The organism is Actinomadura physcomitrii, from assembly GCF_008923205.2.
Taxonomy (GTDB): Bacteria; Actinomycetota; Actinomycetes; order Streptosporangiales; family Streptosporangiaceae; genus Spirillospora; species Spirillospora physcomitrii.
The window spans coordinates 173581-199978 of record NZ_WBMS02000001.1 but is presented as its reverse complement, the minus strand read 5'-3'; the positions used below and the strand labels follow the sequence as shown (position 1 = coordinate 199978).

Annotated in this window: 22 protein-coding genes; 13 read left to right on the top strand and 9 right to left on the bottom strand. The window is 72.2% G+C overall.

Translation table 11 applies throughout. The features are described from left to right. Positions 1-16 precede the first annotated feature (16 nt). Together F8568_RS46485 and F8568_RS00880 are read right to left on the bottom strand one after the other, a co-directional pair. Positions 17-502, bottom strand: coding sequence for a hypothetical protein (locus F8568_RS46485; RefSeq protein ID WP_202124345.1), 486 nt, complete (start codon positions 500-502; stop codon positions 17-19). Between the two features lie 64 nt (positions 503-566). Further along, positions 567-950: a MerR family transcriptional regulator gene (locus tag F8568_RS00880; RefSeq protein WP_151590138.1), complete on the bottom strand. Its 384-nt coding sequence runs from the start codon at positions 948-950 to the stop codon at positions 567-569. A 215-nt stretch (positions 951-1165) separates the two neighbouring features. Between F8568_RS00880 and ahcY (F8568_RS00875) the strand changes: the two genes are divergently transcribed. The 4 genes from ahcY (F8568_RS00875) (at position 1166) to F8568_RS00860 (ending at position 5817) form a co-directional block, all read left to right on the top strand. Next, positions 1166-2596: an adenosylhomocysteinase gene (gene ahcY, locus F8568_RS00875; protein WP_151590136.1), complete on the top strand. Its 1431-nt coding sequence runs from the start codon at positions 1166-1168 to the stop codon at positions 2594-2596. Between the two features lie 68 nt (positions 2597-2664). Then, positions 2665-3921, top strand: a complete 1257-nt coding sequence (gene ahcY, locus F8568_RS00870; protein WP_151590134.1) for an adenosylhomocysteinase — start codon at positions 2665-2667, stop codon at positions 3919-3921. A 3-nt stretch (positions 3922-3924) separates the two neighbouring features. Beyond that, positions 3925-4503: a hypothetical protein gene (locus tag F8568_RS00865; protein ID WP_151590132.1), complete on the top strand. Its 579-nt coding sequence runs from the start codon at positions 3925-3927 to the stop codon at positions 4501-4503. 57 nt (positions 4504-4560) lie between these two features. Next, on the top strand, positions 4561-5817 hold the full coding sequence (locus F8568_RS00860) for an MFS transporter (protein WP_160573454.1): 1257 nt from the start codon (positions 4561-4563) through the stop codon (positions 5815-5817). A 41-nt stretch (positions 5818-5858) separates the two neighbouring features. On the opposite strand, the gene F8568_RS00855 is transcribed toward F8568_RS00860, so the two are convergent. Beyond that, the gene (locus F8568_RS00855) at positions 5859-6902 is read right to left on the bottom strand and encodes an RDD family protein (RefSeq protein ID WP_151590130.1); all 1044 of its coding nucleotides are present in this window, start codon (positions 6900-6902) and stop codon (positions 5859-5861) included. Positions 6903-6971: 69 nt separating this feature from the next. Between F8568_RS00855 and F8568_RS00850 the strand changes: the two genes are divergently transcribed. Continuing rightward, a complete protein-coding gene (locus F8568_RS00850; RefSeq protein WP_151590129.1) occupies positions 6972-7967 on the top strand; it encodes a stage II sporulation protein M in 996 nt (331 codons plus the stop codon). Between the two features lie 123 nt (positions 7968-8090). Here F8568_RS00850 and F8568_RS00845 read toward each other — a convergent pair whose 3' ends face one another. The 5 genes from F8568_RS00845 to F8568_RS00825 all read right to left on the bottom strand — a co-directional run bounded on the left by F8568_RS00845 (position 8091) and on the right by F8568_RS00825 (position 13468). Next, positions 8091-9383: a DUF58 domain-containing protein gene (locus F8568_RS00845; protein WP_151590127.1), complete on the bottom strand. Its 1293-nt coding sequence runs from the start codon at positions 9381-9383 to the stop codon at positions 8091-8093. Beyond that, positions 9383-10351, bottom strand: coding sequence for an AAA family ATPase (locus F8568_RS00840; protein ID WP_151590616.1), 969 nt, complete (start codon positions 10349-10351; stop codon positions 9383-9385). Before F8568_RS00840 ends, F8568_RS00845 begins: the two co-directional genes overlap by 1 nt. 86 nt (positions 10352-10437) lie before the next feature. Beyond that, positions 10438-11673, bottom strand: a complete 1236-nt coding sequence (locus F8568_RS00835) for a DUF4350 domain-containing protein (protein ID WP_151590125.1) — start codon at positions 11671-11673, stop codon at positions 10438-10440. Beyond that, a complete protein-coding gene (locus F8568_RS00830) occupies positions 11667-12350 on the bottom strand; it encodes a DUF4129 domain-containing protein (RefSeq protein ID WP_202124344.1) in 684 nt (227 codons plus the stop codon). The genes F8568_RS00835 and F8568_RS00830 overlap by 7 nt, the downstream gene beginning before the upstream one ends. Continuing rightward, on the bottom strand, positions 12350-13468 hold the full coding sequence (locus tag F8568_RS00825; protein WP_160573452.1) for a hypothetical protein: 1119 nt from the start codon (positions 13466-13468) through the stop codon (positions 12350-12352). Before F8568_RS00825 ends, F8568_RS00830 begins: the two co-directional genes overlap by 1 nt. A gap of 446 nt (positions 13469-13914) precedes the next feature. Here F8568_RS00825 and mtrA point away from each other — a divergent pair, with 446 nt between their 5' ends. From mtrA to F8568_RS00790, 7 genes are all read left to right on the top strand, one after another. Beyond that, complete coding sequence (gene mtrA, locus F8568_RS00820; protein ID WP_151538627.1) at positions 13915-14592, top strand: MtrAB system response regulator MtrA; 678 nt, start codon at positions 13915-13917, stop codon at positions 14590-14592. Between the two features lie 87 nt (positions 14593-14679). Further along, the gene (mtrB, locus tag F8568_RS00815) at positions 14680-16317 is read left to right on the top strand and encodes an MtrAB system histidine kinase MtrB (protein WP_151590117.1); all 1638 of its coding nucleotides are present in this window, start codon (positions 14680-14682) and stop codon (positions 16315-16317) included. Further along, the gene (locus tag F8568_RS00810; protein ID WP_202124343.1) at positions 16314-18134 is read left to right on the top strand and encodes an LpqB family beta-propeller domain-containing protein; all 1821 of its coding nucleotides are present in this window, start codon (positions 16314-16316) and stop codon (positions 18132-18134) included. Before mtrB ends, F8568_RS00810 begins: the two co-directional genes overlap by 4 nt. A gap of 82 nt (positions 18135-18216) precedes the next feature. Beyond that, positions 18217-18948, top strand: a complete 732-nt coding sequence (locus F8568_RS50105; RefSeq protein WP_202124342.1) for a ComF family protein — start codon at positions 18217-18219, stop codon at positions 18946-18948. A 695-nt stretch (positions 18949-19643) separates the two neighbouring features. Then, positions 19644-20342: a ribosome hibernation-promoting factor, HPF/YfiA family gene (hpf, locus tag F8568_RS00800; protein ID WP_151590115.1), complete on the top strand. Its 699-nt coding sequence runs from the start codon at positions 19644-19646 to the stop codon at positions 20340-20342. Between the two features lie 468 nt (positions 20343-20810). Then, the gene (locus F8568_RS00795; protein ID WP_456236956.1) at positions 20811-21461 is read left to right on the top strand and encodes a response regulator; all 651 of its coding nucleotides are present in this window, start codon (positions 20811-20813) and stop codon (positions 21459-21461) included. Between the two features lie 208 nt (positions 21462-21669). After that, on the top strand, positions 21670-22863 hold the full coding sequence (locus tag F8568_RS00790; RefSeq protein ID WP_328600659.1) for a winged helix-turn-helix domain-containing protein: 1194 nt from the start codon (positions 21670-21672) through the stop codon (positions 22861-22863). 118 nt (positions 22864-22981) lie between these two features. On the opposite strand, the gene F8568_RS00785 is transcribed toward F8568_RS00790, so the two are convergent. Beyond that, positions 22982-23320: an HGxxPAAW family protein gene (locus F8568_RS00785; RefSeq protein WP_151590113.1), complete on the bottom strand. Its 339-nt coding sequence runs from the start codon at positions 23318-23320 to the stop codon at positions 22982-22984. Between the two features lie 181 nt (positions 23321-23501). Here F8568_RS00785 and secA point away from each other — a divergent pair, with 181 nt between their 5' ends. Then, a complete protein-coding gene (secA, locus tag F8568_RS00780; protein WP_151590111.1) occupies positions 23502-26384 on the top strand; it encodes a preprotein translocase subunit SecA in 2883 nt (960 codons plus the stop codon). Positions 26385-26398: the final 14 nt, after the last annotated feature.

The following is a 26398-nucleotide window of genomic DNA, read 5'->3' as shown; positions in this document are numbered from 1 at the left end:
CGGCCGGGCCGCCGCGTCAGGCGGGCGGGTACGGGCCCGGCGGGCCGTACGGCTGGGCGGGCGGTGCGGGCGGGTAGCCGGGCGGGGGCGGTGCGGGCGGGTACGCAGGTGGCGGGTATGCGGGTGGCGGGTATGCGGGTGGCGGGCCGCCGTGGCCGGGGCCGGCGGGGCCCGGGTATCCGTGGCCGGGGGCGGGGCCGGCCGCGTACGCCGCGCCCTTGCGGCGGCGCGTGAGGGCCGGGCCGAGGAACAGCACGCCGCAGCCGATCGCCAGCAACGGGCCGACGATCATCATGATGACCGCCTCGCGGCCGTCCTTGGACTTCTGCTCGTCGTAGGACCGGTTGGTGGCGCGCCCGTTCCGGAGCGTCGTGCACGTGTCGCCAGGCGACATCACCCGCTCGCCGCACTTCACCGTGCCGCCGGGCATCGACGCCAGGCCGCCCGCGAACAGTCCGATGCCGAGCACGAGGCCGAGCACCCCGTAGAGCCAGTTCTTCACGCGCCGTCTCCCGTCCGTCCAGCGGGATGGTAGTGGGTGCCGCCGACGGAACGTGAGCCGGCCGCTACCGGCGGCGCAGCAGCCGCAGCGCCTTCTCCTTCTCGAAGTCGAGCGCCCGCGCGGGCGGCGCGGACAGCCGTCCGATGCGTTCGCCCAGCTCGCGGACGTGCGCCTGGACCTGCGGTTCGGCGAGGACGCGCAGCCCGAACGCCAGCTCGGCGGGACCGATGTCGTAGCGCTTCTCCAGCGCCAGCGCGAGCGCGACGGCGCGCAGCTCCGCGTCGCCGAACCGGCGGTGCCCGCCGCCGCGTCCGGTCCCGCCGCTCCGTCCGGTGCCGGGGGAGGCCGGCGCGGTGTCGCGGGTCGCGGGCAGCAGCCCGAGCGTCTCGCGGTAGCGGAGCATGCGGGGCGAGGTGCCGAGCCGCCGGGCGGCCTCCGTGATGCGCATACCGTCGATTCTGACAAATCTGTGTCAGAAATGCGCCCCCGACCGTGCCTCGGGACCGTCCCCGCCCGTAGACTCGGCCGGGTCGGCCGGCCCGCGGGGCCGGTCCTCGCGGACGAACGACGCGGCCCGCGGGCGCCAACGGACCTGCCGCGCACGGGCGGACCTGCTGCAAGGCGGACCCTGCTGCGAGCAAGCAGACAAGGAGCAACGAAAGCATGGACTACAAGGTCGCCGACCTGTCGCTGGCGGACTTCGGCCGGCGGGAGATCCGGCTCGCCGAGCACGAGATGCCGGGCCTGATGGCGGTGCGCGAGGAGTACTCCGCCGCCAAGCCGCTGCGCGGCGCCAAGATCATGGGCTCGCTGCACATGACGATCCAGACCGCCGTGCTGATCGAGACGCTGGTCGAGCTCGGCGCCGACGTCCGCTGGGTGTCCTGCAACATCTTCTCCACCCAGGACCACGCCGCCGCCGCGATCGTCGTCGGCAAGGACGGCACCGCCGAGGACCCGAAGGGCGTCCCGGTGTTCGCCTGGAAGGGCGAGACGCTCGAAGAGTACTGGTGGTGCACCGACCAGGCCTTGCAGTGGCCGGACGGCTCCGGCCCGAACATGATCCTGGACGACGGCGGCGACGCGACCCTGCTCGTCCACAAGGGCGCCGAGTACGAGAAGGCGGGCGCGGTCCCGCAGGCGACCGAGGACGACCCGGAGGAGTGGGGGATCATCCTCGACACCCTCCGCCGCACCATCGCCGAGAAGCCGGGCCGCTGGACCGAGACGGCCGCCGCGATCAAGGGCGTCACCGAGGAGACCACGACCGGCGTGCACCGCCTCTACGAGATGGCGAAGGCCGGCACCCTCGCCTTCCCGGCGATCAACGTCAACGACTCGGTGACCAAGTCGAAGTTCGACAACAAGTACGGCTGCCGGCACTCGGTGATCGACGGCCTGAACCGCGCCACCGACGTGCTGATCGGCGGCAAGGTCGCGGTGGTGTGCGGCTACGGCGACGTCGGCAAGGGCTGCGCCGAGGCGCTGAAGGGCCAGGGCGCCCGCGTCGTGGTCACCGAGATCGACCCGATCTGCGCGCTGCAGGCCGCGATGGACGGCTTCCAGGTCACCACCCTGGACGACATCGTCGACAAGGCCGACATCTTCGTCACGACGACCGGCAACTTCAACATCATCCGCGCCGACCACATGGCCCGGATGAAGCACCAGGCGATCGTCTCCAACATCGGCCACTTCGACAACGAGATCGACATGGCCGGCCTCGCCAGGATCGACGGCATCGAGAAGATCGAGATCAAGCCGCAGGTGCACGAGTGGCGGTTCCCCGACGGCCACTCGATCATCGTGCTGGCCGAGGGCCGGCTGATGAACCTCGGCTGCGCCACCGGCCACCCGTCGTTCGTCATGTCCAACTCGTTCACCAACCAGGTCATCGCGCAGATCGAGCTGTTCACCAAGACCGAGGAGTACCCGGTCGGCGTGTACGTGCTGCCGAAGCACCTGGACGAGAAGGTCGCCCGCCTGCACCTGGACGCGCTCGGCGTCAAGCTGACCACGCTCACCAAGGAGCAGGCCGCCTACATCGGCGTCCACGTCGAGGGCCCGTACAAGCCGGACCACTACCGCTACTGATCGCCTGTAGCGTTCGGACCGCCGCACGGCCCCGGGCCGTGCGGCGGTTTGTGCCTTGAGGGGGACGGATGAGCGATATCGCGGATGTGTCGCTGGCGTACGAGGGCGTCAAGCGGATCGAGTGGGCCGACCGGAGCATGCCGGTGCTGCGGCAGATCCGGGAGCGGTTCGCCAGGGAGCGTCCGCTGGACGGGTTGCGCATCGCGGCGTGCATGCACATCACGACGGAGACGGCCTGCCTGATCCGGACCTTGCAGGCGGGCGGGGCGAGCGTGGCGCTCGCGTCGTCGAACCCGCTGTCCACGCAGGACGACACGGCCGCCGCGCTGGTGCAGGAGGACGGCACGGAGGTCTTCGCGCGCGCGGGCATCGACCGTGAGGGCTACTACGCGCACATCCACCAGGCTCTGGAGACCGGTCCCGATCTCGTGCTGGATGACGGCTGCGACCTCGTCAACACGCTCCACATAGAACGCACTGATCTGCTGCCCACGGTGAAGGCGGGCTGCGAGCAGACGACGACGGGCGTCATCCGCCTGCACCAGATGGCCCGTGAGGGCGCCCTCCGGTTTCCCATGGTCGCGGTGAACGACACCGATACGAAGCACATGTTCGACAACCGCTACGGCACCGGGCAGTCGACGCTGGACGGCATCGTGCGCGCGACCAACACGCTCCTGGCGGGCAAGACGGTGGTCATCGCGGGCTTCGGCTACTGCGGTCGGGGCCTCGCCGAGCGCGCGCGGGGACTGGGCGCCCGCGTGGTCATCACGGAGATCGACCCCGTGAAGGCGCTGGACGCGGCGCTGCAGGGCTTCGCCGTGCAGCCGATGGCGGAGGCGGCGGCGGACGGCGACGTGTTCATCACGGTCACCGGCAACCGCGACGTGGTGAACGCCGAGCACCTCGCGCTGATGAAGGACGGCGCGATCCTCGCGAACTCCGGCCATTTCGACGTCGAGATCGACGTGCGCGCCCTGGAGGAGATGGCGGTCGCCGTCCACCACGGCGTGCGCCCGCAGGCGGACGAGTACGTCCTGGCCGACGGCCGGCGCCTGGTCCTGCTGGCGGAGGGGCGCCTGGTCAACCTGGCGGCCGCCGAGGGGCATCCCGCCGCGGTGATGGACATGTCCTTCGCCGACCAGGCCCTCACGTGCGCGTGGCTCGCGACTGCGCACGCGTCGCTGCCCGCGGCCGTCCACGACGTCCCCAAGGACATCGACACGGAGGTGGCCCGGCTCAAGCTGGCGTCCATGGCCATCTCCATCGACCTGCTCACCCCGGACCAGGAGGACTACCTGCACTCCTGGCGCATCGGGTCCTGACCCGTGCCGTCCGGGGCGTACCTGCATCTCGACGACGGGATCGAGGAGCGCTTCCAGTGCGCTCCCGGGCCCGGCGGCTGGCGCTACACGTCCCGGCGCGACGACGGCGTCCGGCTGGACCTCGTCGTGGACGCGCGCTGGCGGCAGATCCGCGTCGAGGTCGTCACCCCGGGCTGGTGGCTGCGCGGCGGGCTGACCGGGTCCGAACTGGCGTGGGTGCGCGCGGCCGGAGAGGACCGCACCGAGCACGGGGATCGGGCGTCGGGCTTCGTGTCGGGCTCGCCGGGATTCCTCGTCGCGGTGGCGCGTTCCCTGGAACTGGACGAGGGCGCCGAGGCCGATGTGCGTCTCGTCCGATTGAGCGGGACGTCGCTGTCGGCGCTATCGGTGTCGTGGCGGTGGCGCCGGTGCGGGACGACCCCTTACGAGACCGAGACGGAGCCGCTGCCCGTCTCGGAATACCAGATCACCGACCTGTCGACTGGCGAGGTGGAGTCGCTCTATCTGGCCGGTGACATCGCTGTGGCGGCTCCCGGTGTGGAACTCACCGACCTGGACTCACCACCGAACCTGCGGGCCTGACCAGATGTTCGACCCCGTGGCACTGGGAAGGGTGATTCGGGTGGAAGGAGAGGATTGATGGGGATTCGGGGGCACGGTTCGGGGCGGCACCTGCGTAGGGTCATCGGCCCGGCGTGCATGGCGTACGCCTTCTGGGCCGTCATGCTCGGCACCACGCTCGCGACGCCGCTGTACCCCATCTACCAGCGGCATCTCGGCTTCGGCAGCCTCGTCACGACCGTCGTCTTCGCCGTCTACGCCGCGGGGGTTATGTTCGCGTTGCTGTTCGGGCGGTCGTCGGACGCGCTCGGCCGCCGCCGCGTGATGCTCGCCGGCGTCGCGGTGTCGATGCTCGCGGCTGTGGTCTACCTGGTGGCCGAGGACGTCCCGGTCCTGCTCGCGGCGCGGGTGCTGTCCGGCCTGTCCGCGGGCGTCGTCACCGCCACCGGGACCGTCACGCTGGTCGAACTCGTCCGCCCCGAGCGCCGTGGCGCGGCGGCGCTGCTCGCGGCGGCCGTCAACATGTTCGGGCTCGGCAGCGGCCCGCTGCTCGCCGGGCTCCTCGCCGAGTACGCGCCCCATCCGCTGGCCCTGCCGTTCGTGGTGGACCTCGTGGTGCTGGCGCTCGCGCTGGTGGCGGTGCTGGCCGCACCGGAGACGGTGCGGGGCCGCCGGCTCGTGTGGCCGCGCGCGCAGCGCCCGGCCGTGCCGGCGGAGGTGCGGCCGGTGTTCGTGCCCGCCGCCATCGCGGCGTTCTCCGCGTTCGCCGTCTTCGGCCTCGTCACGGCGGTCGCGCCGGGGATCCTCGTCAACGTGCTGCACCGCCCCGACCGCGCCTTGGCGGGCGCCGTGGTGTTCGCCATGTTCGGCGCGTCCACCGTGGGGCAGGTGGTGTTCGCCAAAGTGCCGGAGAGGATCGCCCTGCCCGCGGGCTGCGCGGTGCTCATCGCCGGGCTCGCCGCCATCGCGGGCGCGCTCCTGGCCGAGTCCCTTCCCCTCCTCGTCACCGGGACCGTCGTGGCGGGCCTGGGGCAGAGCCTAGGCTTCCGCGCCGGGCTGGCCGCCATCACGGCGGGCACCCAGGCCGCGCAGCGCGCCCAGACGGTGTCGAGCTTCTTCCTCACCGCCTACGCGGGGATCTCCCTGCCGGTGATCCTCGTCGGGGTCGCCGCCCAGGTGCTCGGGCTGCGCGGCGCCGCCGTGGCGTTCACCGCGGCCGTCGCGGTGCTCGCGCTCGCCGCGCTGGTCGCGCTCGTCCGGCTCGAACGGCGCGGGACGTCCGCGGGCTCGACTGAGCCGGGCCGCAGCCGCACCCCGCACCACGTCGGCCGCTGACCGGCGCACTCCGATGGGGCGCGGCCCAGTGGAAGGTTCGGCTACCGGCCCGGCTGTACGCCGTTGTTGGGGTAGGCACTTGGCGGCACGCCCTGCGCCGGATACGGGTACGAGCCGGTCGGGTAAGGGGCGGCCGGATAAGCGCCTGTGGGATAAGGACCCGTCGGGTAAGGGCCGGGCCTCCACGGCGGACCGGCAGGAGGTCCCTGCCACCCGGGCGGGGGAGGCTGGCCTGCTCCGGCCGTGGCCATCGCCGGGACGGGTATAGGGACGGCGCCGGGAGCAGGAGGCTGCGCCCAGTCCGTCCGCCCGCTGCGGCGCAGGCGGCGCGCCCGGCGCTGTGCCAGCCGCCACTCCTCTCGGTGGCGGCGTTCCGCCAGGACGGCGGACAGCAGGATCTCCGGGCGGACGCCCGGAGGCGGCGGCGGGCTGATCGCGGCGACGACCTGGGCCGCTATGCGCTGGCCCAGAGAGTCCCGGACCTCCGGCAGCAACTCCCAGAACCGCGACAGGTACTGGCGGGCCGTCATCGCCAGCTCGTCCGAGAGCATGGAGATCTCCAGCGACCGCGCCCACCAGGCGAGCTGCGGGGGCATGACGGCGACGGGGCCGAAGAGGCCGGACGACGGGATCCGCTCCTGGATGACGATCGTCCCGGCGAACAGGTCGCCGAGGCGCTTCCCGCGCCGGTTGCAGAACGAGGTGATCAGGGCGGGCGCGCCGTAGAGCGTCCAGAACTCGATGAACCCGGCGAGCGCGCGCACGAGCGCCTGCCGGAACCTGATCGGGCCTCCGTCGTCGGCCACCACCCGGATCCGCAGGGCCATCTTCCCGAGCGTCCGCCCCCTGGAGAGGGTCTCGAACGCGCACGGGTAGCCGACCATCACGGCGACGACGGCGACCAGGGACAGCCCGATGGTCCACGCCTCGTCGGCGACCAGGGCCGTCAGGCCCGTCACGTAGACGGCGACGTTCAGCAGGATGAGCTGGAACATCAGGTCCAGCAGCAGGGCACAGCCCCGGCTGGCCAGCCGCGCGACCCGGATGTCGAGCGCGACGGCCTCGCCGGTGACGAGTTCGGCCATGTCCTGATCCTCCAATGCCGGGGCGGTCCATTTTGCCGCCTTAGCCGGCCGAGGCGTTAGTCTCCCCGGGTGGACGTCGACGCCTATGTGGCCGCGCACAACGCCGACTGGCTGCGCCTCGAGCATCTTGTGAACCGCGGCCGCAGGCTGACCGGCGCGGAGGCCGACGAACTGGTCGAGCTGTACCAGCGGACCGCCACGAACCTGTCGGTCGTCCGGTCGAGCTCCCCGGACCCCGAGCTCGTGGGGCGGCTGTCATCGCTGGTGGCGCGCGGACGGGCCGCCGTGGCGGGCGCCCATGCGCCGATGTGGCGGGACGTCACGAGGTTCGCGACCGTGTCGTTCCCCGCCGCCGCCTACCGGATGCGGTGGTGGTGGCTGGGGAACGCGGTCATCGGCAACCTGCTGGCGCTGGCCCTGGCGATCTGGATCGTGCACAGCCCGCACGTGCAGTCGAGCATCGGCACCCCCAACGAGCTCCGGGACCTCGTCGAGCACGACTTCGCGAACTACTACACCGAGCACTCCGCGGCGTCGTTCGCGTTCAAGGTGTGGACGAACAACGCGTGGGTGTCGGCGATCGCGCTCATCTTCGGCATCCTGCTCGGCATCCCGACCGTGTACGTGCTGCTGATGAACCAGGTCAACCTCGGCATCAACGGCGGGCTGATGTTCGCCTACGGCAAGGGCGGCGTGTTCTTCGGCCTGATCCTGCCGCACGGACTGCTGGAGCTGACCGCGGTCTACCTCGCGTGCGCGGGGGGCCTGAAGCTCGGCTGGACGGTCGTGGACCCCGGGCGCCGCCGCCGCGGGCAGGCGCTCGCCGAGGAGGGGCGCGCCGCGATCAGCATCGCGATCGGGCTCGTCGGCGTGCTGCTGGTGTCCGGGCTGATCGAGGGCTTCGTCACCGGCTGGGTGCACGTCACGTGGCTGCGCATCGCGATCGGCGTCGCCGCCGAGGCGGCGTTCCTCGGGTACGTGATCGTGCTGGGCCGGCGCGCCACCCGGCGGGGCGAGACGGGCGACGCGGAGCTGCGCCCCGACCTCGCCCCGGTCGCCGGCTGATCCCTCGACTGAACGCGTCATACCAGGTGAAACCGCCATTAACCGGCGCGAGTGTCCGTCCGGCCGGGGGGCTCACGGCCTCCGATGGCCGTCCAGATGTCGCTGAGAAGGCCGCTGAGCCGTTCAGAGCCGCCCGGCGGCCTTGAGGGCGAGGTAGGCGTCCGCGAGGGCCGGAGCGATGTCCTGAGGCGGCGCGTCCACGACCTCGACCCCGTGCGTGCGGAGCTCGGCGGTCAGCCGGCCCCGCTCGGCCCGCGCCCGCTCCGCCGCCGCCGCGTCGTACACCGCCGCGAGGTCGCCGCGCCCGCCGGCCATCTCGCCGACCCGCGGGTCCGACACGGCGGCGATCATGACGAGGTGCCGCGCGGTGAGCCGCGGCAGCAGCGGCAGCAGCCCCTCCTCGATCGCCGCGGTGTTCAGCTCGGTCAGCAGCACCACCAGGCACCGCTGGCGGACCCGCGCCATCAGCGTCGACACCATCCCCGCCGCGTCGAACTCCAGCAGCTCCGGCTCCAGCGGGGCCATCGCGTGCACCATCGACGGCAGCAGGTCGGTCCGGGACGCGCCCTCGACGCGCGCACGGACGCGCCGGTCGTAGGCGAGCATGTCGACGCGGTCCCCGGCCCGGGACGCCAGGGCGCCCAGCAGGAGCGCCGCGTCCATGGAGCAGTCCAGGCGCGGGATGTCCCCGACCCGGCCCGCGGACGTGCGGCCGGTGTCCAGCACCAGGTAGATCCGGCGGTCGCGCTCGGGACGCCACGTCCGGACCACCACGTCCGCGCGCCGCGCGGTGGCCCGCCAGTCGATGGAGCGGACGTCGTCGCCGTCGACGTACTCGCGCAGCGAGTCGAACTCGGTCCCCTGGCCGCGGATGAGCGCGACGTGCGCCCCGGTCAGCTCCCGCAGCCGCGCCAGCTTCGCGGGCAGATGGCGGCGCGACGGGAACGCCGGCAGCGCGCGCACCGTCCAGGGCGCGGACCGCGACAGCTGCCGGGCGGCCAGCCCCAGCGGCCCCACCGACCGGACCACGACCGTGACGGCGCGGCGGTCACCGCGCCTCGTCGGCGTCAGCGCCATGTCGACGCGGCGGCGCTCCCCGGCCGGGACGTCCACGCGCACCGTCCGCGGCGCTGCGGCGGCGCTGGGCGGCCACACGTCCCGCAGCCGCGCCTTGAGCCGCCGCCGGCCGAGGTTCTCCACGATGAGCGCCACATGGGCCGTCTCACCGAGGCGGACGTTGGTGTCGCCCGACCGGTGGAACCGCAGCGCCCGCACGTTGCCGGCCAGCGCGAGGTCCACCACGACGCCGAGCAGCAGGACGCCCCACAGCGCGAGCAGCGTCCACCAGCTCGGCAGCAGGATCGGCACGAGCGCGCCGAGCAGCGCCAGCAGCCCCAGGCGTCCGGTGAGCGCCATCAGCGCGGCGCGGGGACGTGGGCGAGGATGCCCTCCAGCACCCCGTCGGCGGTCGCGCCCTCCAGCTCGGCCTCGGGACGCAGCTGCACGCGGTGCCGGAGCGTCGGCCGGGCCAGGGCCTTCACGTCGTCCGGCGTCACGTAGTCGCGGCCCGACAGCCACGCCCACGCGCGCGAGGTGGCCAGCAGCGCGGTGGCGCCGCGCGGGGAGACGCCCAGCTGGAGCGACGGGGACTGGCGCGTGGCGCGGCACAGGTCCACGACGTACGCGGCGACCTTCGGGTCCAGGTGCACCGCCCGGACGGCGGCGCGCCCGGCCGCGAGCTCCGCGGCGCCCGCCACGGCCTTGACCTCCGACAGGTCGCGGGGGTCGAACCCCGTGGCGTGCCGCTGCAGCATCTTGATCTCCTCGTCCCGCGTGGGGACGGGCACGGTGAGCTTCACCAGGAACCGGTCGAGCTGCGCCTCCGGCAGCGGGTACGTGCCCTCGTACTCGATCGGGTTCTGCGTCGCGCAGACCACGAACGGGTCCGGCAGGGCGCGGGCCGCCCCCTCCACCGAGACCTGCCGCTCCTCCATGGCCTCCAGCAGCGACGCCTGCGTCTTCGGCGGCGTCCGGTTGATCTCGTCGGCGAGCAGCAGGTTGGTGAAGACGGGGCCCTCGCGGAACTCGAACTCCGCGGTCCGGTTGTCGTACACCAGGGACCCCGTCACGTCGCCGGGCATCAGGTCCGGAGTGAACTGGACGCGCTTGAAGTCCAGGTCCAGGGCCCGCGACAGCGTCTTGATGAGCAGCGTCTTGGCGGTTCCGGGGACGCCCTCCAGCAGCACGTGGCCGCGGCACAGCAGCGCGATGACCAGCCCGGTCACCACCGAGTCCTGGCCCACGACCGTCTTGGCCACCTCGCCGCGCAGGGCCGCGAGCGCCGCGCGGGCGGTCTCGGCCTGCCGCCGGACCTCCTCGGACATGCCCACGGCGCCCGGCGGGGTGCCGGCCGGCGCGTCGCCGGGCACCGGCCCTGGCGCGTCGTCCTTCCCGAGGTCAACAGGGTGGTTCACGACTGGCGTACCTGCCTTTCCAGGTCGTCGAGGACGGAGGTGAGGGCGATCAGCCCGGCGTCGTCCACGGGTTCGGGACCGTACAGGGCCGCGCCGACGTACGCCTCGTCGCGGGCGGTCCGGCGGGCCACGGCCGCGACGATCTCCCGCGCGGCCGCGGGGTCCTGCGCGCTGGTGCGCGGCAGCCCGAGAAGCGGGACGAGGCGCTCGCGCGCGCCCGAGCGCAGCGCGTCCGCGGCCCGGTCCCGGGCGCGGCTCGCCCGGTACAGGCGCGCGCGCCCCTCGACCGTCTCCGCGGAGCGGACGACCACGGGCAGCGCCTCGGCCACCACGGGGCCGAGCCGCCGCCCCCGCCACAGCGCCACCAGGACGACCGCGACGACCAGCTCCAGGAAGAACAGCTTGACGCCGAACGGGAGCAGGTCGGTCAGCGACTCCTGCCCCGCGCCGGCGCCCTCGGTGGGCAGGTCCGGGGCCAGCCACACCACGGACTGGCGCGCCCCCGCGAGGTTCATCAGCAGCGCCGCGTCGCCCTCCTCCGCGAGGTGCTGGTTGGTGAGCGGCGCACTGGAGCCCAGCACGGTGACGGTCCTGGGACCGTCCTGCACCTGCACGAGGCGGGCCTCCTGGTCCACCGCGTAGCAGGCGACGGCGTTGCCTGACACGTCGTAGGTCTGCGACTGGCCGAACGTCACCGCGCCGGCGAGCGTGGCGGCCTGCAGGGAGCACTCGGGGTCGGACGCGTCGGCGAAGCTGGTGCCCTCGATCTCCAGGCCGGGCGCGAGGGCCTCCAGCACGAACGCCGTCGGCTCGACGAGAAGCAGGGCCCCCTGGGCGCCCCGCAGCCGGTCGATGTCGTCCTGGGTGAGCCGCTCGCTGCGCGTCACCACCATGACGGTGCCGGGACCGGACGCCTCTACGGCCTGATCGGCGTGCCTCGCCACCGTCACGGGCGTCCCGTGCTGCTTGAGGATCTCCGCGAGCGCGCGCGAGCCGTCCCTCTTCGGGGACGTCGGATCGAGCCGCTCGGGAGAGCCGGACGGGCGCAGCGCCGCCAGGATGACCGCGATCACCGCCATCGCCAGCAGCGCCGCCACCACGCCGCGCGCGGACCGCCAGCGGCGTCCGGCGACCTGCCGGGCGGACGCTTCGCCGCCCGCGCCGCCGCCGGTTCCGCCGCCGTTGGTGCCGCTGCCCGCCTCCTGCGCGCGCGCCGGCGACCGGGTCACCATCGCGGGCCTCCGTCCGGATCGTCGGCGCCGACGCCCGCCGGCGTGAGGCCGTCGGGCTCCAGCGGCTTCGGACGCGCCGCGCGCAGCCGCTCGTCCAGGTCCTTGACCTGCGCGTACCTCTCGGCCGTACCGGGCCGGTCGCCGTACCAGACGTCGTCGAAGACCCGCACGCCGGCGCGCAGCGCGTCCGCCAGCTCGGGCACCGCCTCGCCCGCCTCCGCCGCCAGCTCGTCCGCCGTGCGCCCGGGGCGCGGCGCGAGCACGGCGCGCTCCTCCAGGTCGCGGGCGATGGCGCGGAGCCGCTCCCGGATGGCCTCGGCCCACTGCCCCTGGGCGGCGAGCCGTTCCGCGGCCTCCCGGTGGTCGAGGGCGGTCGACGGCTTGTCCTCCAGCAGCGGGTCCTTCCTGGAACGCGGATTGCGGCGGTCCCACATGAGCCACACGACCAGGCCGACCACCACCAGTGCGATGACCACGATGACGGCTATGGACACCCATCCGCCGCCGCTGCCGTGCGCGTTCGGATGGGAGGCGTGGCTGAACAGCTTCTGGAGCCATTCGGAGAAGCGGTCCCACATGCGCTCCAGCCAGGACGGCTTGTCCCGCTGGTAGATCTGCTTGTCCAGCTCGCGGCGCGCCATGTCGCGGGCCTCGTCGCGGCCGATCGGGTCGAGCATCACCGGCGCGCCCCCGCTTCCGATCCGGTTCCATGCCAGGCGGCTGCGGGGCGGGGCCGCCACAGGTCGATGAAGCCCTCGCCGTCCCGGTCGCCGTCGTCCGCGCCGCCGCTCACGTCACCTCGGCCGCTTTCGCCACTGCCGCCTTCACTGGCGGCTGCGGCCGCCACAGCGGCGGCGGACCGCCCGCGCAAACGCAGGTCGAGGTCGAGCCCCTCACGGCGCATACGGCGGTCCATGTAGAGCAACGCGATGACACCGGCGTCGAACGGCAGCACCACGGCCCAGCTGACGATCCGGCCCGCCGTGTCGACAGCGAGCGCGCCCAGGGTCGAGCCGCCGTCCGAGCCGATCCCGAAGAAGATCAGCTGGATGACCAGGAACGGGATGCGCAAGGCGAAGAAGCCCATGAACACCGTGATGAGGATCGCCAGCAGCAGCGTCCCGCAGGTGCGGAACCACCTGCCCTTGGACAGCACCCGGGCCCGTCTCAGCGCGCCCACGACGCTCGTACGCTCCAGCACCACGGCCGGTACGGCCAGGACCAGCAGGATGTACGACCACACCATCAGCCCTATGCCGACGGGAAATCCGACGATCGCCGCCACCGCCCCCAGAGCCGGGTGCGCACCGGACGCCACCAGGAGGATGAACGGGACGATCGGCACCGTCACCGCGGCGAGCGGCACCACCAGCACCACCGCCGCCGTGGCGGCGAGTCGTCCCAGCCGGGGCCGGGTGTCGCGCCACGCCTGCCGGGGCGCGATCGGAAGGCCCACCAGCTCTCGTCCCAGGATCGGCGAGAGCAGCCCGGACAGGACCAGGATCCCGTAGGCCGACAGCACCAGCCCCATGACGGCGAGGGTCATCTGCGCCCCGAACGACCGCAGCAGCAACCCCGGCGTGACCTCGTCGCGGGCCTCGTCGCCGATGAAGAAGTACGCGGCGACGGAACTCGCCACCTGGATCACCGCGCTGAACGCCAGCGCGGTGCCGAGGGCGGTGCGCGGGCGGCGCCGGATGCCGGCGATCGCCCCGTCCAGCATCTCCGAGATGGACATGGGGCGGAACGGGACGTCGGCGTCCGCGTCGTCGTCCCAGCCGTCCGGTCCCGGCATGTCGGCTCCCTGCGGTCTTCGGCGGGGGGTGTTCGGGGTGTCCCAGCGTGGAGGGCCATGGGGGCCCCGGGCCGCCGGTCAGGTCATCCTGTCACGGGCGAGCCGCCGCATATGCCGACACGGGCCCGATCGATGACGATCTGCGCCTTGACGGGCGCGCACAGGGACGAAAGCTTCCGATCCCGGACAACCTGGCATGTGCATCGGGAGTCCCGTTTACAATCCCGCCCTTGTATGGGGTGACGCATAAGGCGCGCATAAGGCGGGCCTCCCGCCATGCCGCGCCCTGGCGCGCGTCAAGGGGGCGGCCACCGGACGCCTGGAGGAGTCATGTACGAGGCAAACGCAGGTAACCTTGCACGCCAAGGCATATCTCTCCCTGGCGAGGTGGGGCCGGAGCGTCTCACCCCACTCCACCGAACCCCGACTTTGTGACGATGAGGGCCATGAGAGGACGTGTACTGGTCGTCGACGACGACCTCGCGCTCGCCGAGATGCTCGGCATCGTGCTGAGGGGCGAGGGCTTCGAGCCGTCGTTCGTGCACGACGGCGACAAGGCGCTCGAGGCGTTCCGGGAGACCCGGCCCGACCTGGTGCTGCTGGATCTGATGCTGCCGGGCGCCGACGGCATCGACGTCTGCCGGCAGATCCGCGCCGAGTCCGGCGTGCCGATCGTCATGCTGACCGCCAAGAGCGACACCGTCGACGTCGTCCTCGGCCTCGAATCGGGCGCCGACGACTACATCGTCAAGCCGTTCAAGCCCAAGGAACTGGTCGCCCGTGTGCGCGCGCGCCTGCGCCGCACCGACGAGCCCGCCCCCGAGACCCTGCAGATCGGCGACATCACCATCGACGTCGCCGGGCACTCGGTGAAGCGCGCCGACCGGCACATCCCGCTGACCCCGCTGGAGTTCGACCTGCTCGTGGCCCTGGCCCGCAAGCCCCGCCAGGTGTTCACCCGCGAGGTCCTGCTGGAGCAGGTCTGGGGGTACCGGCACGCCGCCGACACCCGCCTGGTGAACGTCCACGTCCAGCGGCTCCGCGCCAAGATCGAGAAGGACCCCGAGCGGCCCGAGATCGTCGTCACCGTGCGCGGCGTCGGCTACAAGGCCGGGCCGGCCTGACCCCCGGTACAGCACCCCTCGTGACAGCCGGAACGGCACGCCCATGACCGCGACACCGCCCCGCCGGGACCCCTCGTGAAGGCCGACATGTCCAGGGTGAAGCGGCTCGTCCGGTACGGGCTGGCGACGCTCCGGCGCGTCCTGCGCGGCACGGCCAGCCGCGCCTACATGCGCTGGCGCCGCTCCATCCAGGTACGGGTGGTCACCTCCACGCTCTTCATCTCGGCGATCGTGGTGGCCATCCTGGGCGTGTTCCTGATGCAGCAGGTGTCGACCGCGCTCATGGACGGGAAGGTCAAGGCGGCCCGTCTCCAGTTGGACGAGGGCTTGGCGCAGGTACAGCGGGACCTGGGGACCAGCCCGTCTCCGGCGTCGGAGGACGGCAGCCGCCTCAACGCCGTGGTGAACCGCCTGAAGGCGCGCAGCGGCCCGTCCGGCCTGTACGAGGTGTACATCCGGGACACCACCGCCGAGTACTTCGACGGATACGCCACCAATGAGCTCCGTAAGGAGAGCGTCCCCAAGCGCCTCAGGGACGAGATGAAGCACGCCCCCGGAGGGGCGCGCGCCTACACCTACGGCAAGCTCACCTATGTCGGAGGCCACCCGTCCGAACGCGGCCTCATCGTGGGCGGCAAGTCCGGCCAGTTCGAGCTGTACTACCTGTTCCCTCTGGACCAGGAGCAGAGGACCCTCACCAACGTGAGCCGCTCCATGGTCGGCGTGGGCGTCGTCCTGGTCCTGCTCCTGGCCGCCATCGCCTCCCTGGTGACACGCCAGGTCGTCATACCGGTGCGGCTGGCCGCGCAAGGAGCGCAGAGGCTCGCCGCGGGACGGCTCGAAGAGCGCATGCGCGTGCGCGGGGAGGACGACCTGGCGCGCCTGGCCCGCTCCTTCAACGACATGGCCGCCAACCTCCAGGAGAAGATCGGCGAGCTGGAGGACCTGTCGCAGCTGCAGCGCCAGTTCGTCTCCGACGTCTCCCACGAGCTCCGCACGCCCCTGACGACCATCAGGATCGCGGCCGACATGCTCTACGAGAACCGCGACACCTTCGACGACCCCGCCGTCGGGCGGTCCGCGGAGCTCCTGCAGAGCCAGCTCGAACGGTTCGAGTCGCTGCTGGCCGACCTGCTGGAGATCAGCCGCCACGACGCCGGCGCCGCCACGCTCGACGCCGAATCGCTCGACATGCGCGATCTGGTGCTGCGCGTAGTCGGCGACATCCAGGGCCTCGCGGAGCGCAAGGGCAGCAAGGTCGTCCTGCAGCTCCCGGGGGAGCCCTGCATGGCCGAGGTGGACCGGCGCAGGGTCGAGCGGATCCTGCGCAACCTCGTCGTCAACGCCGTCGAGCACGGCGAGGGCGAGGACATCGTCGTGTCGGTGGCCGCCGACCGCGACGCCGTCGCCGTCGCCGTGCGGGACCACGGCGTCGGCCTCAAACCGGGGGAGGGACAGATGGTCTTCGACCGCTTCTGGCGCGCGGACCCCGCCCGCGCGCGCACTACCGGCGGCACCGGGCTGGGGCTGTCCATCTCCAGGGAGGACGCGCAACTGCACGGCGGATGGCTCCAGGCCTGGGGAGAACCCGGCGTCGGCTCCCAGTTCCGCCTGTCGCTGCCCCGCGTCGCCGGTGCCGAACTGCGCGGATCGCCCCTCCCGCTCGTCCCGCCAGGTGCCGGTGACGCGCGCCCCCTCTTCGCCGAACTGGAGGCGGGGGATTGACCACCGACCGCCATACGGCGCGGCGTGTTGCGGCCCGGCGGGTGCGGCCCGCCGTCGCCGCCGCGGTCGTCCTGGTCCTCTGCGTGGCCGGATGCGCCAACGTGCCCACGGGCGGGCAGGTCGTCACCGGCAAGCCCGCGGAGAAGGCCGAACGCGTGGACGACCCGTACGTCCGCCTCATCCCCGTCAGCCCCCAGCCCGACTGGGGGCCCACCCAGATCGTCTCCGGCTTCCTCACCGCCTCCGCGAGCTTCGACGACGGCCACAAGGTCGCCAAGGAGTACCTCAGCACCCCCAACGCCTGGGACCCGGGCCTCAGGCCCTACGTGGACGTCCTGTCGAGCCGTACGGTCGACTCCCACGTGGAGCAGACGTCCGCGAACCAGGCCACCGTGCACGTCACCGGCGACCAGCTAGGCACCATCGACTCCGACGGCCAGTACACCGCCGCCCCCAAGAGCCTTGAAGAGGACTTCCAGCTGGCGAAGACCCAACAGGGCGTATGGCGCATCACCGGGCTGCCCGGCAACGACAAGGCCGGCCTCTTCCTCACCAAGGACGACGTCGAGCGCGCCATGCGCACCGTCAACCTGTACTTCTTCGCGCCCGACGAGCACACTCTCGTCCCCAACGGCATCTTCCTGCCCGTGGTGGACCGCGAGACGCTGCCCACCCAGCTGGTGCAGGCGCTCCTGTCCGGCCCCACGTCCTGGCTCAACGGGGCCGTGCAGAGCGCCTTCCCCAAGGGCACCAGGCTGCGCGGCGGCAGCGTCCGCATCGACAAGGACCTCGCGGTCGTCGACCTCACGCAGGAGGCGCGCGACGGCAACGTGGAGCGCATGTCGGCCCAGCTCAGCTGGACGCTGCGGCAGCTCTCGGAGATCAAACGCTGGCGCCTGGAGATCGAGGGCGAGACCATCACGCCCGACGGCTCCGACGCCACCCAGTCCGTCCACGCCTGGGACGGGAACTCCCCGGACGGCCAGGACCCCGACGAGCAGGTCCGCCAGACCGCCTACGTCGCCGGCACCGCCGGCTTCATCGGCACCCTCCAGGGCGACCGTGCCCAGCCCGTCGTCACCGGCGCCGCCGGACGCCTGTCACACCCGGCCGTATCGCCGAACTACCAGGAACTGGCCGGGCTCAGCACGGACGGCGGCCAGCTCGTCACGGCCGGGCCCGTAGCGGGCAGCCCGGCCGTCCACGTCTTGCTGAACGCCCACCAGGGCGCGAGCTTCACCGCGCCCTCCTGGAGCCGCGACGGCACCCTGTGGACGGTCGAGAGCACCCCGAAGGCGTCGTGGCTGTGGGTCCGGCGGCCGGGCAAGGCGCCTGTGAAGGCCGGGCACTGGGGCCTCGGCGGGCGCCAGGTGCTGGCGTTCCACGTGGCCCGCGACGGTGTCCGCGCCGCCGTCATCGTCCGGGTCGACGGGCGGCCCGAGGTCCAGATCGGCCGGATAGCCACCGCTCCCGACGGGTCGCTGGACGTGGGGTCGTTCCTGCCCGTCTCGTCCGAGCTCCAGACCGCCGTCGACCTGGCGTGGCGCGACTACGACACCCTCGCCGTCCTCGGCCGCGCCAAGCGCGACTCCCAGACCCTCCCGTACCTGATGCCCGTCAACGGCAGCGCCATCACGTCCATGGGCGTCGGCGCCCTCGGCGAACCCCGCACCATCGCGGCGGCCCCAGGCTCCGCGGTCCTGATCGGGACCTGGTCGTCCGGCAAGGACCAGGTGTGCCGCCAGCGCCCGCCCGTCACGTCGTACAGCCAGTGGATCTGCCCGACCGCGGCCCGGGACCCCAGCTACGCGCACTGAGCCGGGAACCGCGCGCAGCCGAACGCGGAAATGTGGATGATCTCGCGGACCGGTTATCCACATTTCGGCGAGGGACTTCCGAGTGCCGGCGCCGGCCGGGATCGTCGAGGCCATGAGCTTCTTCGGCGACCTGATCGACTTCCTGCTCCCCGAGACCTGCGCCGGCTGCGGCGGCGAGCCCGGCCTGCTGTGCGGGGTCTGCGCCGCGCCGCTGTACGGGCCCGCCCGTCCCGCGCGTCCGGCGCCCCCGGGCCTCCCGCCTCCCTGGACGGTCGCCGCCTACGAGGGCGCCGTCCAGAAGATCTTCTCCGCCTACAAGGAGCACGGGAGAACGGCCCTGGCCGTCCCACTGGGAGAAGCATTGGCCATAGCGCTGGACGCGGCCCTACCCGACCAGCCCCCACACGTTCCACCGCACGACCCCGCCTCGGAACCGGTGCCGATCGTGTGGGTTCCGTCGGGCCGGCGAGCGGCGCGGCGGCGCGGGCACGATCCCATGAGGCAGGCCGTGGCGGTGGCCGTGCGGCGGTTGCGGGCGGGCGGCGTCCCGGCGGTGGCGGTGGCCGGGCTGCGCCAGTGCCGGCCGGTCGCCGACCAGGCGGGCCTCGGGGCGAAGGCACGCCGGGACAACCTGAACGGTGCGCTGGTGGCGGTCGCGCGAGCGCCGCTCGCCGGGCGGAGCGTCATCCTGGTCGACGACGTGATCACGACGGGGGCCTCGCTGGCGGAGGCGGCGCGGGCGCTGCGGGCGGCGGGCGCGGACGTCGCGGCGGCGGCGACCGTGGCGGCGACCCCGCTGCGCCGGGGATGGTGACTTTCTTCACGGCGGCTCCCTGCCAGGGCAGGTAGCTACCTTACGTAGCCGCGCCGGGCGGCGGCGATCGGTGCTCCGGTCAACGACATAGGGGGTAATCCGGGTCACATTGCGACAAGCCAGAAGTACAGATTTCCCAAACTCTCCCAGCGAGCACGCAGGCCTGACCTGCACGGCACGGCGGCGCGGACCGCCCGGCACCAGGGGCCTCCGCGGCCTCGGGCGCACGGCCGCGACGGGGCGGGGGACGGCGCAGCGGCGGCTCTCGATGACGTTCAGTGAGTTTTTCCTCGCCTCACCCCCCTGACATTCGTGGCGTAAGGGGTTAGCGTTCCTGACATGGCACCCGCCCGGGTCCGTGGTTGCGTCGGATCGCAGTGCTCGTCAGGAGCACGGCAGACGATCCGGCTAGCCGATGCCAGGCGCAGGCGAAACGGCCCACGTAAGGCGACTTCTCGTCGACCGATCACGGTGCGCCTTAGAGGTAAGTCCTGCCCCGTCGGGGGATCCGACATCCCCCGAACCGGGAGAAGGGCAGTAGTGGCGAGAGCGCCGCGAGCCCCTCAGCAGGCGGATGTGGGGACGAAGACCAGGTCGGCCGGGCGGGTGCGACCCACCGTGCTGTGGTGCCCGTACGGGGCCATCAGGGGTCCCGGACCGGGCGTGAATCGCAACCGGGAGAAGGGGGGTCCCGCGTGGACATCATCGTGAGGGGCCGGCACACCGAGGTCAACGACAGGTTCCGGCGGCACGTCGACAGCAAACTGGCCAAGATCGAGCGGCTCGACCAGAAGGTCATCCGCGTGGATGTGGAGGTGTCTGAGGAACGCAATCCGCGGCTCGCCGACCAGCGCGAACGTGTGGAGCTCACGATCCGCTCCCGCGGCCCGGTGATCCGGGCCGAGGCCGCCGCCGACGACCGCTACGGCGCCCTCGACCTGGCGCTCGACAAGCTGGAGTCGCGGCTGCGCCGCGACTGCGGGCGCCGCAAGGCGCACGGCGGCAAGGGCCGCGCCAAGCTCGCCACGATGGAACCGCTCCCCGAGCCGGCGCCGATGACCGCTCCCGCACCCGAGCCCCGCGGCGGGCGCACCGCCGCGGCGGTCGCCGAGAAGGAGGCCGCGCGGGGGGCCGCGGACAAGACCGCCACCGCGCGGGCCGGGGCGCGCGCGGACGAGAGCATCGTCCCGATCCCGATGGAGGGCGACGGGCCCGTCGTCGTCCGCGAGAAGTTCCACAAGGCCGAGCCGATGGGCATCGAGCAGGCCCTCTTCGAAATGGAGCTCGTGGGGCACGACTTCTTCCTCTACCGCGACAAGGCCACCGGGCATCCCTCGGTCGTCTACCGCAGAAGGGGCTGGGACTACGGAGTGATCAGGCTCGTCGAGGAGTGAGGAGCGGCGTCCGACGACGCGGACGCGGCACCGCGATCGGCACGGCACCGGACGGCCCGCGCGCCCCGCCGGGCGGCGCGGCGCGTCCGGGCCGGCCGGCCCTCCCGGATTTTGTCAGGAGACGTCGGCCCCGCGAGACGCTGGGAACGGCGGAAAACCCCGTAACGTAGGGGCTGAGGGGCAGTTGCCGCCCTCGGCGGTGCGCCGAGGCGGCTCCCGCCCGTCCGCCCCGGGGGCGACCCCGGATCCGCGAAGTACTCCGGGGGCGACCCTGGAGCCCCGACCCTCCGGTAGTTTCAGATCACTGACAGTGAAGGGGGGAAGCGGCGTCTCCTCCACGCCGCGACTCAGGTGAGCGAGAATCCCGAGGCTCGCGAAGCCGTGACGGTGCCCCGGCAGGGCGGCGCCGCCGCCACCCCTGCCGAACGGCGGGCCGCGCGGCCGGGCGATGCGGCCGACCCGATCAGCGTGCTCATCGTCGACGACCACGCGCTGTTCCGCCGCGGCCTGGAGATGGTGCTGCAGGCCGAGGACGACATCGAGGTCATCGGCGAGGGCGGCGACGGCCACGAGGCGGTCGAGATGGCCGGCGATCTGCTGCCCGACGTGGTCCTGATGGACATCCGGATGCCCCGCCGCAGCGGCATCGAGGCGTGCACCGCGATCAAGGCCGCCGCGCCCAGCGCCAAGATCGTGATGCTGACGATCAGCGACGAGGAGGAGGACCTCTTCGAAGCGATCAAGGCCGGGGCCAGCGGCTACCTGCTCAAGGAGATCTCGATCGACGAGGTCCCGCAGGCGGTCCGCGCCGTGCACGGCGGGCAGTCGCTGATCAGCCCGTCGATGGCGTCCAAGCTGATCACCGAGTTCGCCGCGCTCGCCAAGCGGAGCGAGGAGCGCACCCAGCAGGTCCCCGCGCCCCGCCTCACCGAGCGCGAGATGGAGGTGCTGCGGCTCGTCGCCCGCGGTCTCGGCAACCGGGAGATCGCGCGGGAGCTGTTCATCTCCGAGAACACGGTGAAGAACCACGTCCGCAACATCCTCGAGAAGCTCCAGCTCCACTCGCGCATGGAAGCGGTCGTCTACGCCGTCCGCGAGAAACTCCTCGAGATCACCTGACCCCGCCGACGCATGCCCGCCCGCCACCGGCTGAGCGGGCATAGCGCTCCGCTGCTGGTCGAGGCCGGGCGGACGGCGGGTAGGTCGGCTGTTTCTCGCCGATCGGCAGCGGGGAACGTGTCGCGCCGCCGCGGTGAGCCGGTACGTCCCGCGGCGGTGGGTTACCGGCAATGTGGTTTTGTCGGTGTTGTGGCCTAGCATCGCGGGCGTGGTCGAGGCAGAGCTCAGCGCGGACGAGGCACGGCGGCTCCAGCTGCGCGCCCAGGGGTTCCTGGGAGCGCGGCCCAGGGGCGGCGTGACGGGCATGCTGGAACGGCTCGGCGCCGTCCAGCTCGACACGATCTCGGTACTGGCCCGATCGCACGAGCTGGTGCCGTACGCGCGCCTGGGCCCGGTCGGACGCGGCGCGATCGAGACCGCCTACTGGGGCAACGGCTCGTTCGGGGCGTTCGAGTACTGGGCGCACGCCGCGTCGATCCTGCCCATGCGGGACTGGCCGCTGTTCGCGTTCCGCCGCCGCGCCTACCTGCGGCGCGGCTGGCGCTGGCACAAGGTCCCCGAAGGGGTCTGCGACGAGATCCGGGCCCGGCTGCGCGCCGACGGCCCGCTGACCACCAAGGAGCTCGGCGGCGCGAAGGCCAGCACCGAATGGTGGGACTGGAGCGAGCACAAGATCGGCATCGAGTGGCTGCTCGACATCGGCGAGGCCGTGTGCGTCGAGCGGGTGGGCTGGCGGCGGGTCTACGACCTCGCGGAACGCGCCGTCCCCGCGGAACTGCTCGCACAGGACCCGGACGACGAGGCGTGCCTGACGGCCCTCGTCGCGCGTTCTGGGAGGGCGCTCGGCGTGGCGACGCGGAGCGACCTGGCGGACTACTACCGGCTCAAACAGGACCAGGTCGCCGCGGTCGTCGAGGCGGCGGGGCTCGTCCCGGTGAAGGTGGCCGGCTGGCGGCGGCAGGCCTGGGCCGACCCGGAGGCCCTCGCCTCCCCGGCGCGCGGACGGCACGCCACCGCGCTGCTGTCGCCGTTCGACTCGCTGGTGTGGGACCGCGCGCGGACGTCCCGCGTGTTCGGGTTCGACCACCGGCTGGAGGCGTACGTCCCGAAGGCGAAGCGCGTCCACGGGTACTTCGCGATGCCGCTGCTCGCCGGCGGGCGGCTGCTCGGGCGGGTCGACCCGGCGCGCGAGGGCGGCACCCTCGTCGCCCGCCAGGTGTCGTTCGAGCCGTGGGCGACCCGGACCGCCGGCCGCGCCGAGGCGTCCGCGGCGGCCCTCGCCACGGCGCTGTGGCGCGCGGCGGCGTGGGTCGGCTGCGACGACGTCCGCGTCGAGCGGATCGTCCCGGACGGCGTCGACCGCGCCCTCGTCGACGCCGCCCTCAAAACCGGCCCCGCCTGACCGCGCCCGTGGGCGGGCCTTAGGTGCGGGTTGCCTTGTGGGTTCGGGGGTTGGGCGTCGCGGGGTTTCGTGCGGGCGGTGGAGCCGGGGCGTTGCTCGGGCGAGGGGGCGGGGGCGGTCAGCCGTGGGGGGTCTGCTGGGGGTCGGTGGCGGTGGGGCGGTCGAGGGTCTCGCCGGCGTCGCCGCCGCGCCGCTTCGTGCTGCGCGAGCCGAAGAGCGTGTAGTCGACGATCTCGGGAATCACCCGCGGGGCGTCCAGCACCACGTCGGAGAACAGGTGGACCGCCCAGCTGGCCAGCAGGCCGAGGACGATGATCCCGACGCCGACCCAGAACATGACCCACGCGGGGCCGATGCAGAGCGCGACACCGCCCACCACGAAGCCGATGAAGATGATCGTGACGGCGACCCAGGAACCCGGCCGGCCGGCGTGGGACCCGTGCGACTCTTCCGACATTGAGCCTCCCTCCGATGGTGCCTCAGATCTTCTCCCCGGCCCCGCCCGTCAAACGGCGCGGCCGTGGATTGCGCTGCGGAGTGACCTAGACCATTCTGGGTCTCGCCTACGATGGGCATCGTACGAGTGGTGTGCGTGCCGCCGGGTGCGGTGAACCACGATCTGCAAGGAGCCTTCGAGAGTGCCGCCAGTCATCGATAAGATCCTTCGTGCGGGCGAGGGAAAAATTCTGCGCAAGCTCAAGAAGCTCGCGGATCAGGTCAACTCGATCGAAGAAGACTTCGTCGACATGTCCGACGCCGAGTTGCGTGAGCTGACCGACAAGTACCGCGAGCGCATCGCCGAGGGGGAGACCCTCGACGACCTGCTCCCCGAGGCGTTCGCGACCGCCCGGGAGGCCGCCAAGCGGGTCCTCGGCCAGCGCCACTACGACGTCCAGATCATGGGCGGGGCGGCGCTGCACATGGGCAACATCGCGGAGATGAAGACGGGTGAGGGCAAGACCCTGACCTGCGTGCTCCCGGCGTACCTGAACGCGCTGTCCGGCGAGGGCGTGCACGTGGTCACGGTGAACGACTACCTGGCCAAGCGCGACGCCGAGTGGATGGGCCGCGTCCACCAGTTCCTCGGCCTCGAGGTCGGCGTCATCCTCCCGCAGATGACCCCGGACGAGCGCCGCGTGGCCTACAACGCCGACATCACCTACGGGACGAACAACGAGTTCGGGTTCGACTACCTGCGCGACAACATGGCGTGGAGCCTGGAGGAGTGCGTCCAGCGGGGGCACAACTACGCGATCGTGGACGAGGTCGACTCGATCCTCATCGACGAGGCCCGGACGCCGCTGATCATCTCCGGTCCGGCCGAGCAGAACTCCAAGTGGTACTCGGAGTTCGCCAAGATCGTCCCGCGGCTGAAGCGGGCCGAGCTGATCAGCACCGCCGGGCAGGTCGACGAGTACGGCCCCGGCGACTACGAGGTGAACGAGAAGAAGCGCACGGTCGGCATCACCGAGTCCGGCGTGGAGAAGGTCGAGGACTACCTCGGCATCGACAACCTCTACGACTCGGTGAACACGCCGCTGGTGAGCTTCCTCAACAACGCGCTGAAGGCCAAGGAGCTGTACAAGCGCGACAAGGACTACGTCGTCATGAACGGCGAGGTCCTGATCGTGGACGAGTTCACCGGCCGCATCCTGCACGGCCGCCGCTACAACGAGGGCATGCACCAGGCCATCGAGGCCAAAGAGGGCGTGGCGATCAAGGACGAGAACCAGACGCTCGCCACGATCACCCTGCAGAACTACTTCCGGCTCTACGGCAAGCTGTCCGGGATGACCGGTACCGCCGAGACCGAGGCGGCGGAGTTCAACAAGACCTACAAGATCGGCGTGGTGCCGATCCCGACGAACAAGCCGATGATCCGCCAGGACGTCGCGGACGTCGTCTACAAGACCGAGCAGGCCAAGTTCGAGGCCGTGGTCGACGACATCGCCGAGCGGCACGAGAAGGGCCAGCCGGTCCTGGTCGGCACGACGTCGGTGGAGAAGTCCGAGAAGCTGAGCAAGATGCTCAAGCGGCGCGGGATCCCGCACCAGGTGCTGAACGCCAAGCACCACGAGCAGGAGTCGGCGATCGTCGCGGAGGCGGGCCGCAAGGGCGGCGTCACCGTCGCGACGAACATGGCGGGCCGCGGCACCGACATCATGCTCGGCGGCAACCCCGACTTCCGCGCGGACCTGGAGCTGCACCAGCGCGGGCTGTCGCCGCTGGAGACTCCGGAGGAGTACGAGGCGGCCTGGCCGGAGGCGCTGGAGAAGGCCAAGGAGGCCGTGAAGGGCGAGCACGAGGAGGTCGTCGAGATCGGCGGCCTGTACGTGCTCGCGACCGAGCGGCACGAGTCGCGGCGCATCGACAACCAGCTGCGCGGCCGGTCCGGCCGGCAGGGCGACCCGGGCGAGTCCCGGTTCTACCTGTCGCTGGAGGACGACCTGATGCGGCTGTTCAACTCGGCCCGGGTCGAGGCGATCATGACGCGCCTGAACATCCCGGACGACGTGCCGATCGAATCCAAGATCGTCTCGAACGCGATCCGCTCGGCGCAGAGCCAGGTCGAGCAGCAGAACTTCGAGATGCGCAAGAACGTCCTGAAGTACGACGAGGTGCTGAACCGGCAGCGCAAGGTCATCTACGCCGAGCGCCGCAAGGTGCTCGAGGGCGAGGACCTGCACGACCAGGTCCGCCGGATGATCGACGAGGTCGTCGCGGGCTACGTCGCGGGCGCCACCAACGAGGGCTTCGCCGAGGACTGGGACCTCGAGAAGCTGTGGAAGGCGTTCAAGCAGCTGTACCCGATCAGCCTCACCGTCGACCAGCTGGTCGAGGACGAGGCGGGCGGCGACATCTCGGGCCTGGACGCGGAGACGCTCGCCGCGAAGATCCGCGACGACGCGCAGGAGGCGTACGACAAGCGCGAGGAGGAGCTCGGCCCCGAGGTCATGCGGGAGCTGGAGCGCCGGGTCGTGCTGTCGGTGCTGGACCGCAAGTGGCGCGAGCACCTGTACGAGATGGACTACCTGCAGGAGGGCATCGGCCTGCGGGCGATGGCGCAGCGCGATCCGCTGGTGGAGTACCAGCGCGAGGGCTACGACATGTTCAACGCGATGCTCGACGGCATCAAGGAGGAGTCGGTCGGCTACCTGTTCAACCTCGAGGTCGAGGTGGAGGAGCAGCCGGAGGCCCCGCAGGTCGGCGCGAAGCCGGTGTCGGTCGCCAAGACCGCCCCGTCCGGCGAGGAGACCGAGGAGGCCGAGCCGGTCGACGAGGTCCCGGCGGAGGCGGAGGCCGAGGAGGAGCCGGTCATCCACGCCAAGGGCCTCGACGAGCCGAAGCGGCCGAAGAAGCTGGACTACTCGGCGCCCACCGTCGACGGTGAGGGCGGCGTGGAGCACCACACCGAGGAGTCGGAGGACGAGTACGCGGGCGTGAACCGCAACGACCCGTGCCCCTGCGGCTCCGGCAAGAAGTTCAAGCGCTGCCACGGCGACCCGCGCAGCAAGAAGTAGGGTCCCGCGCGCCG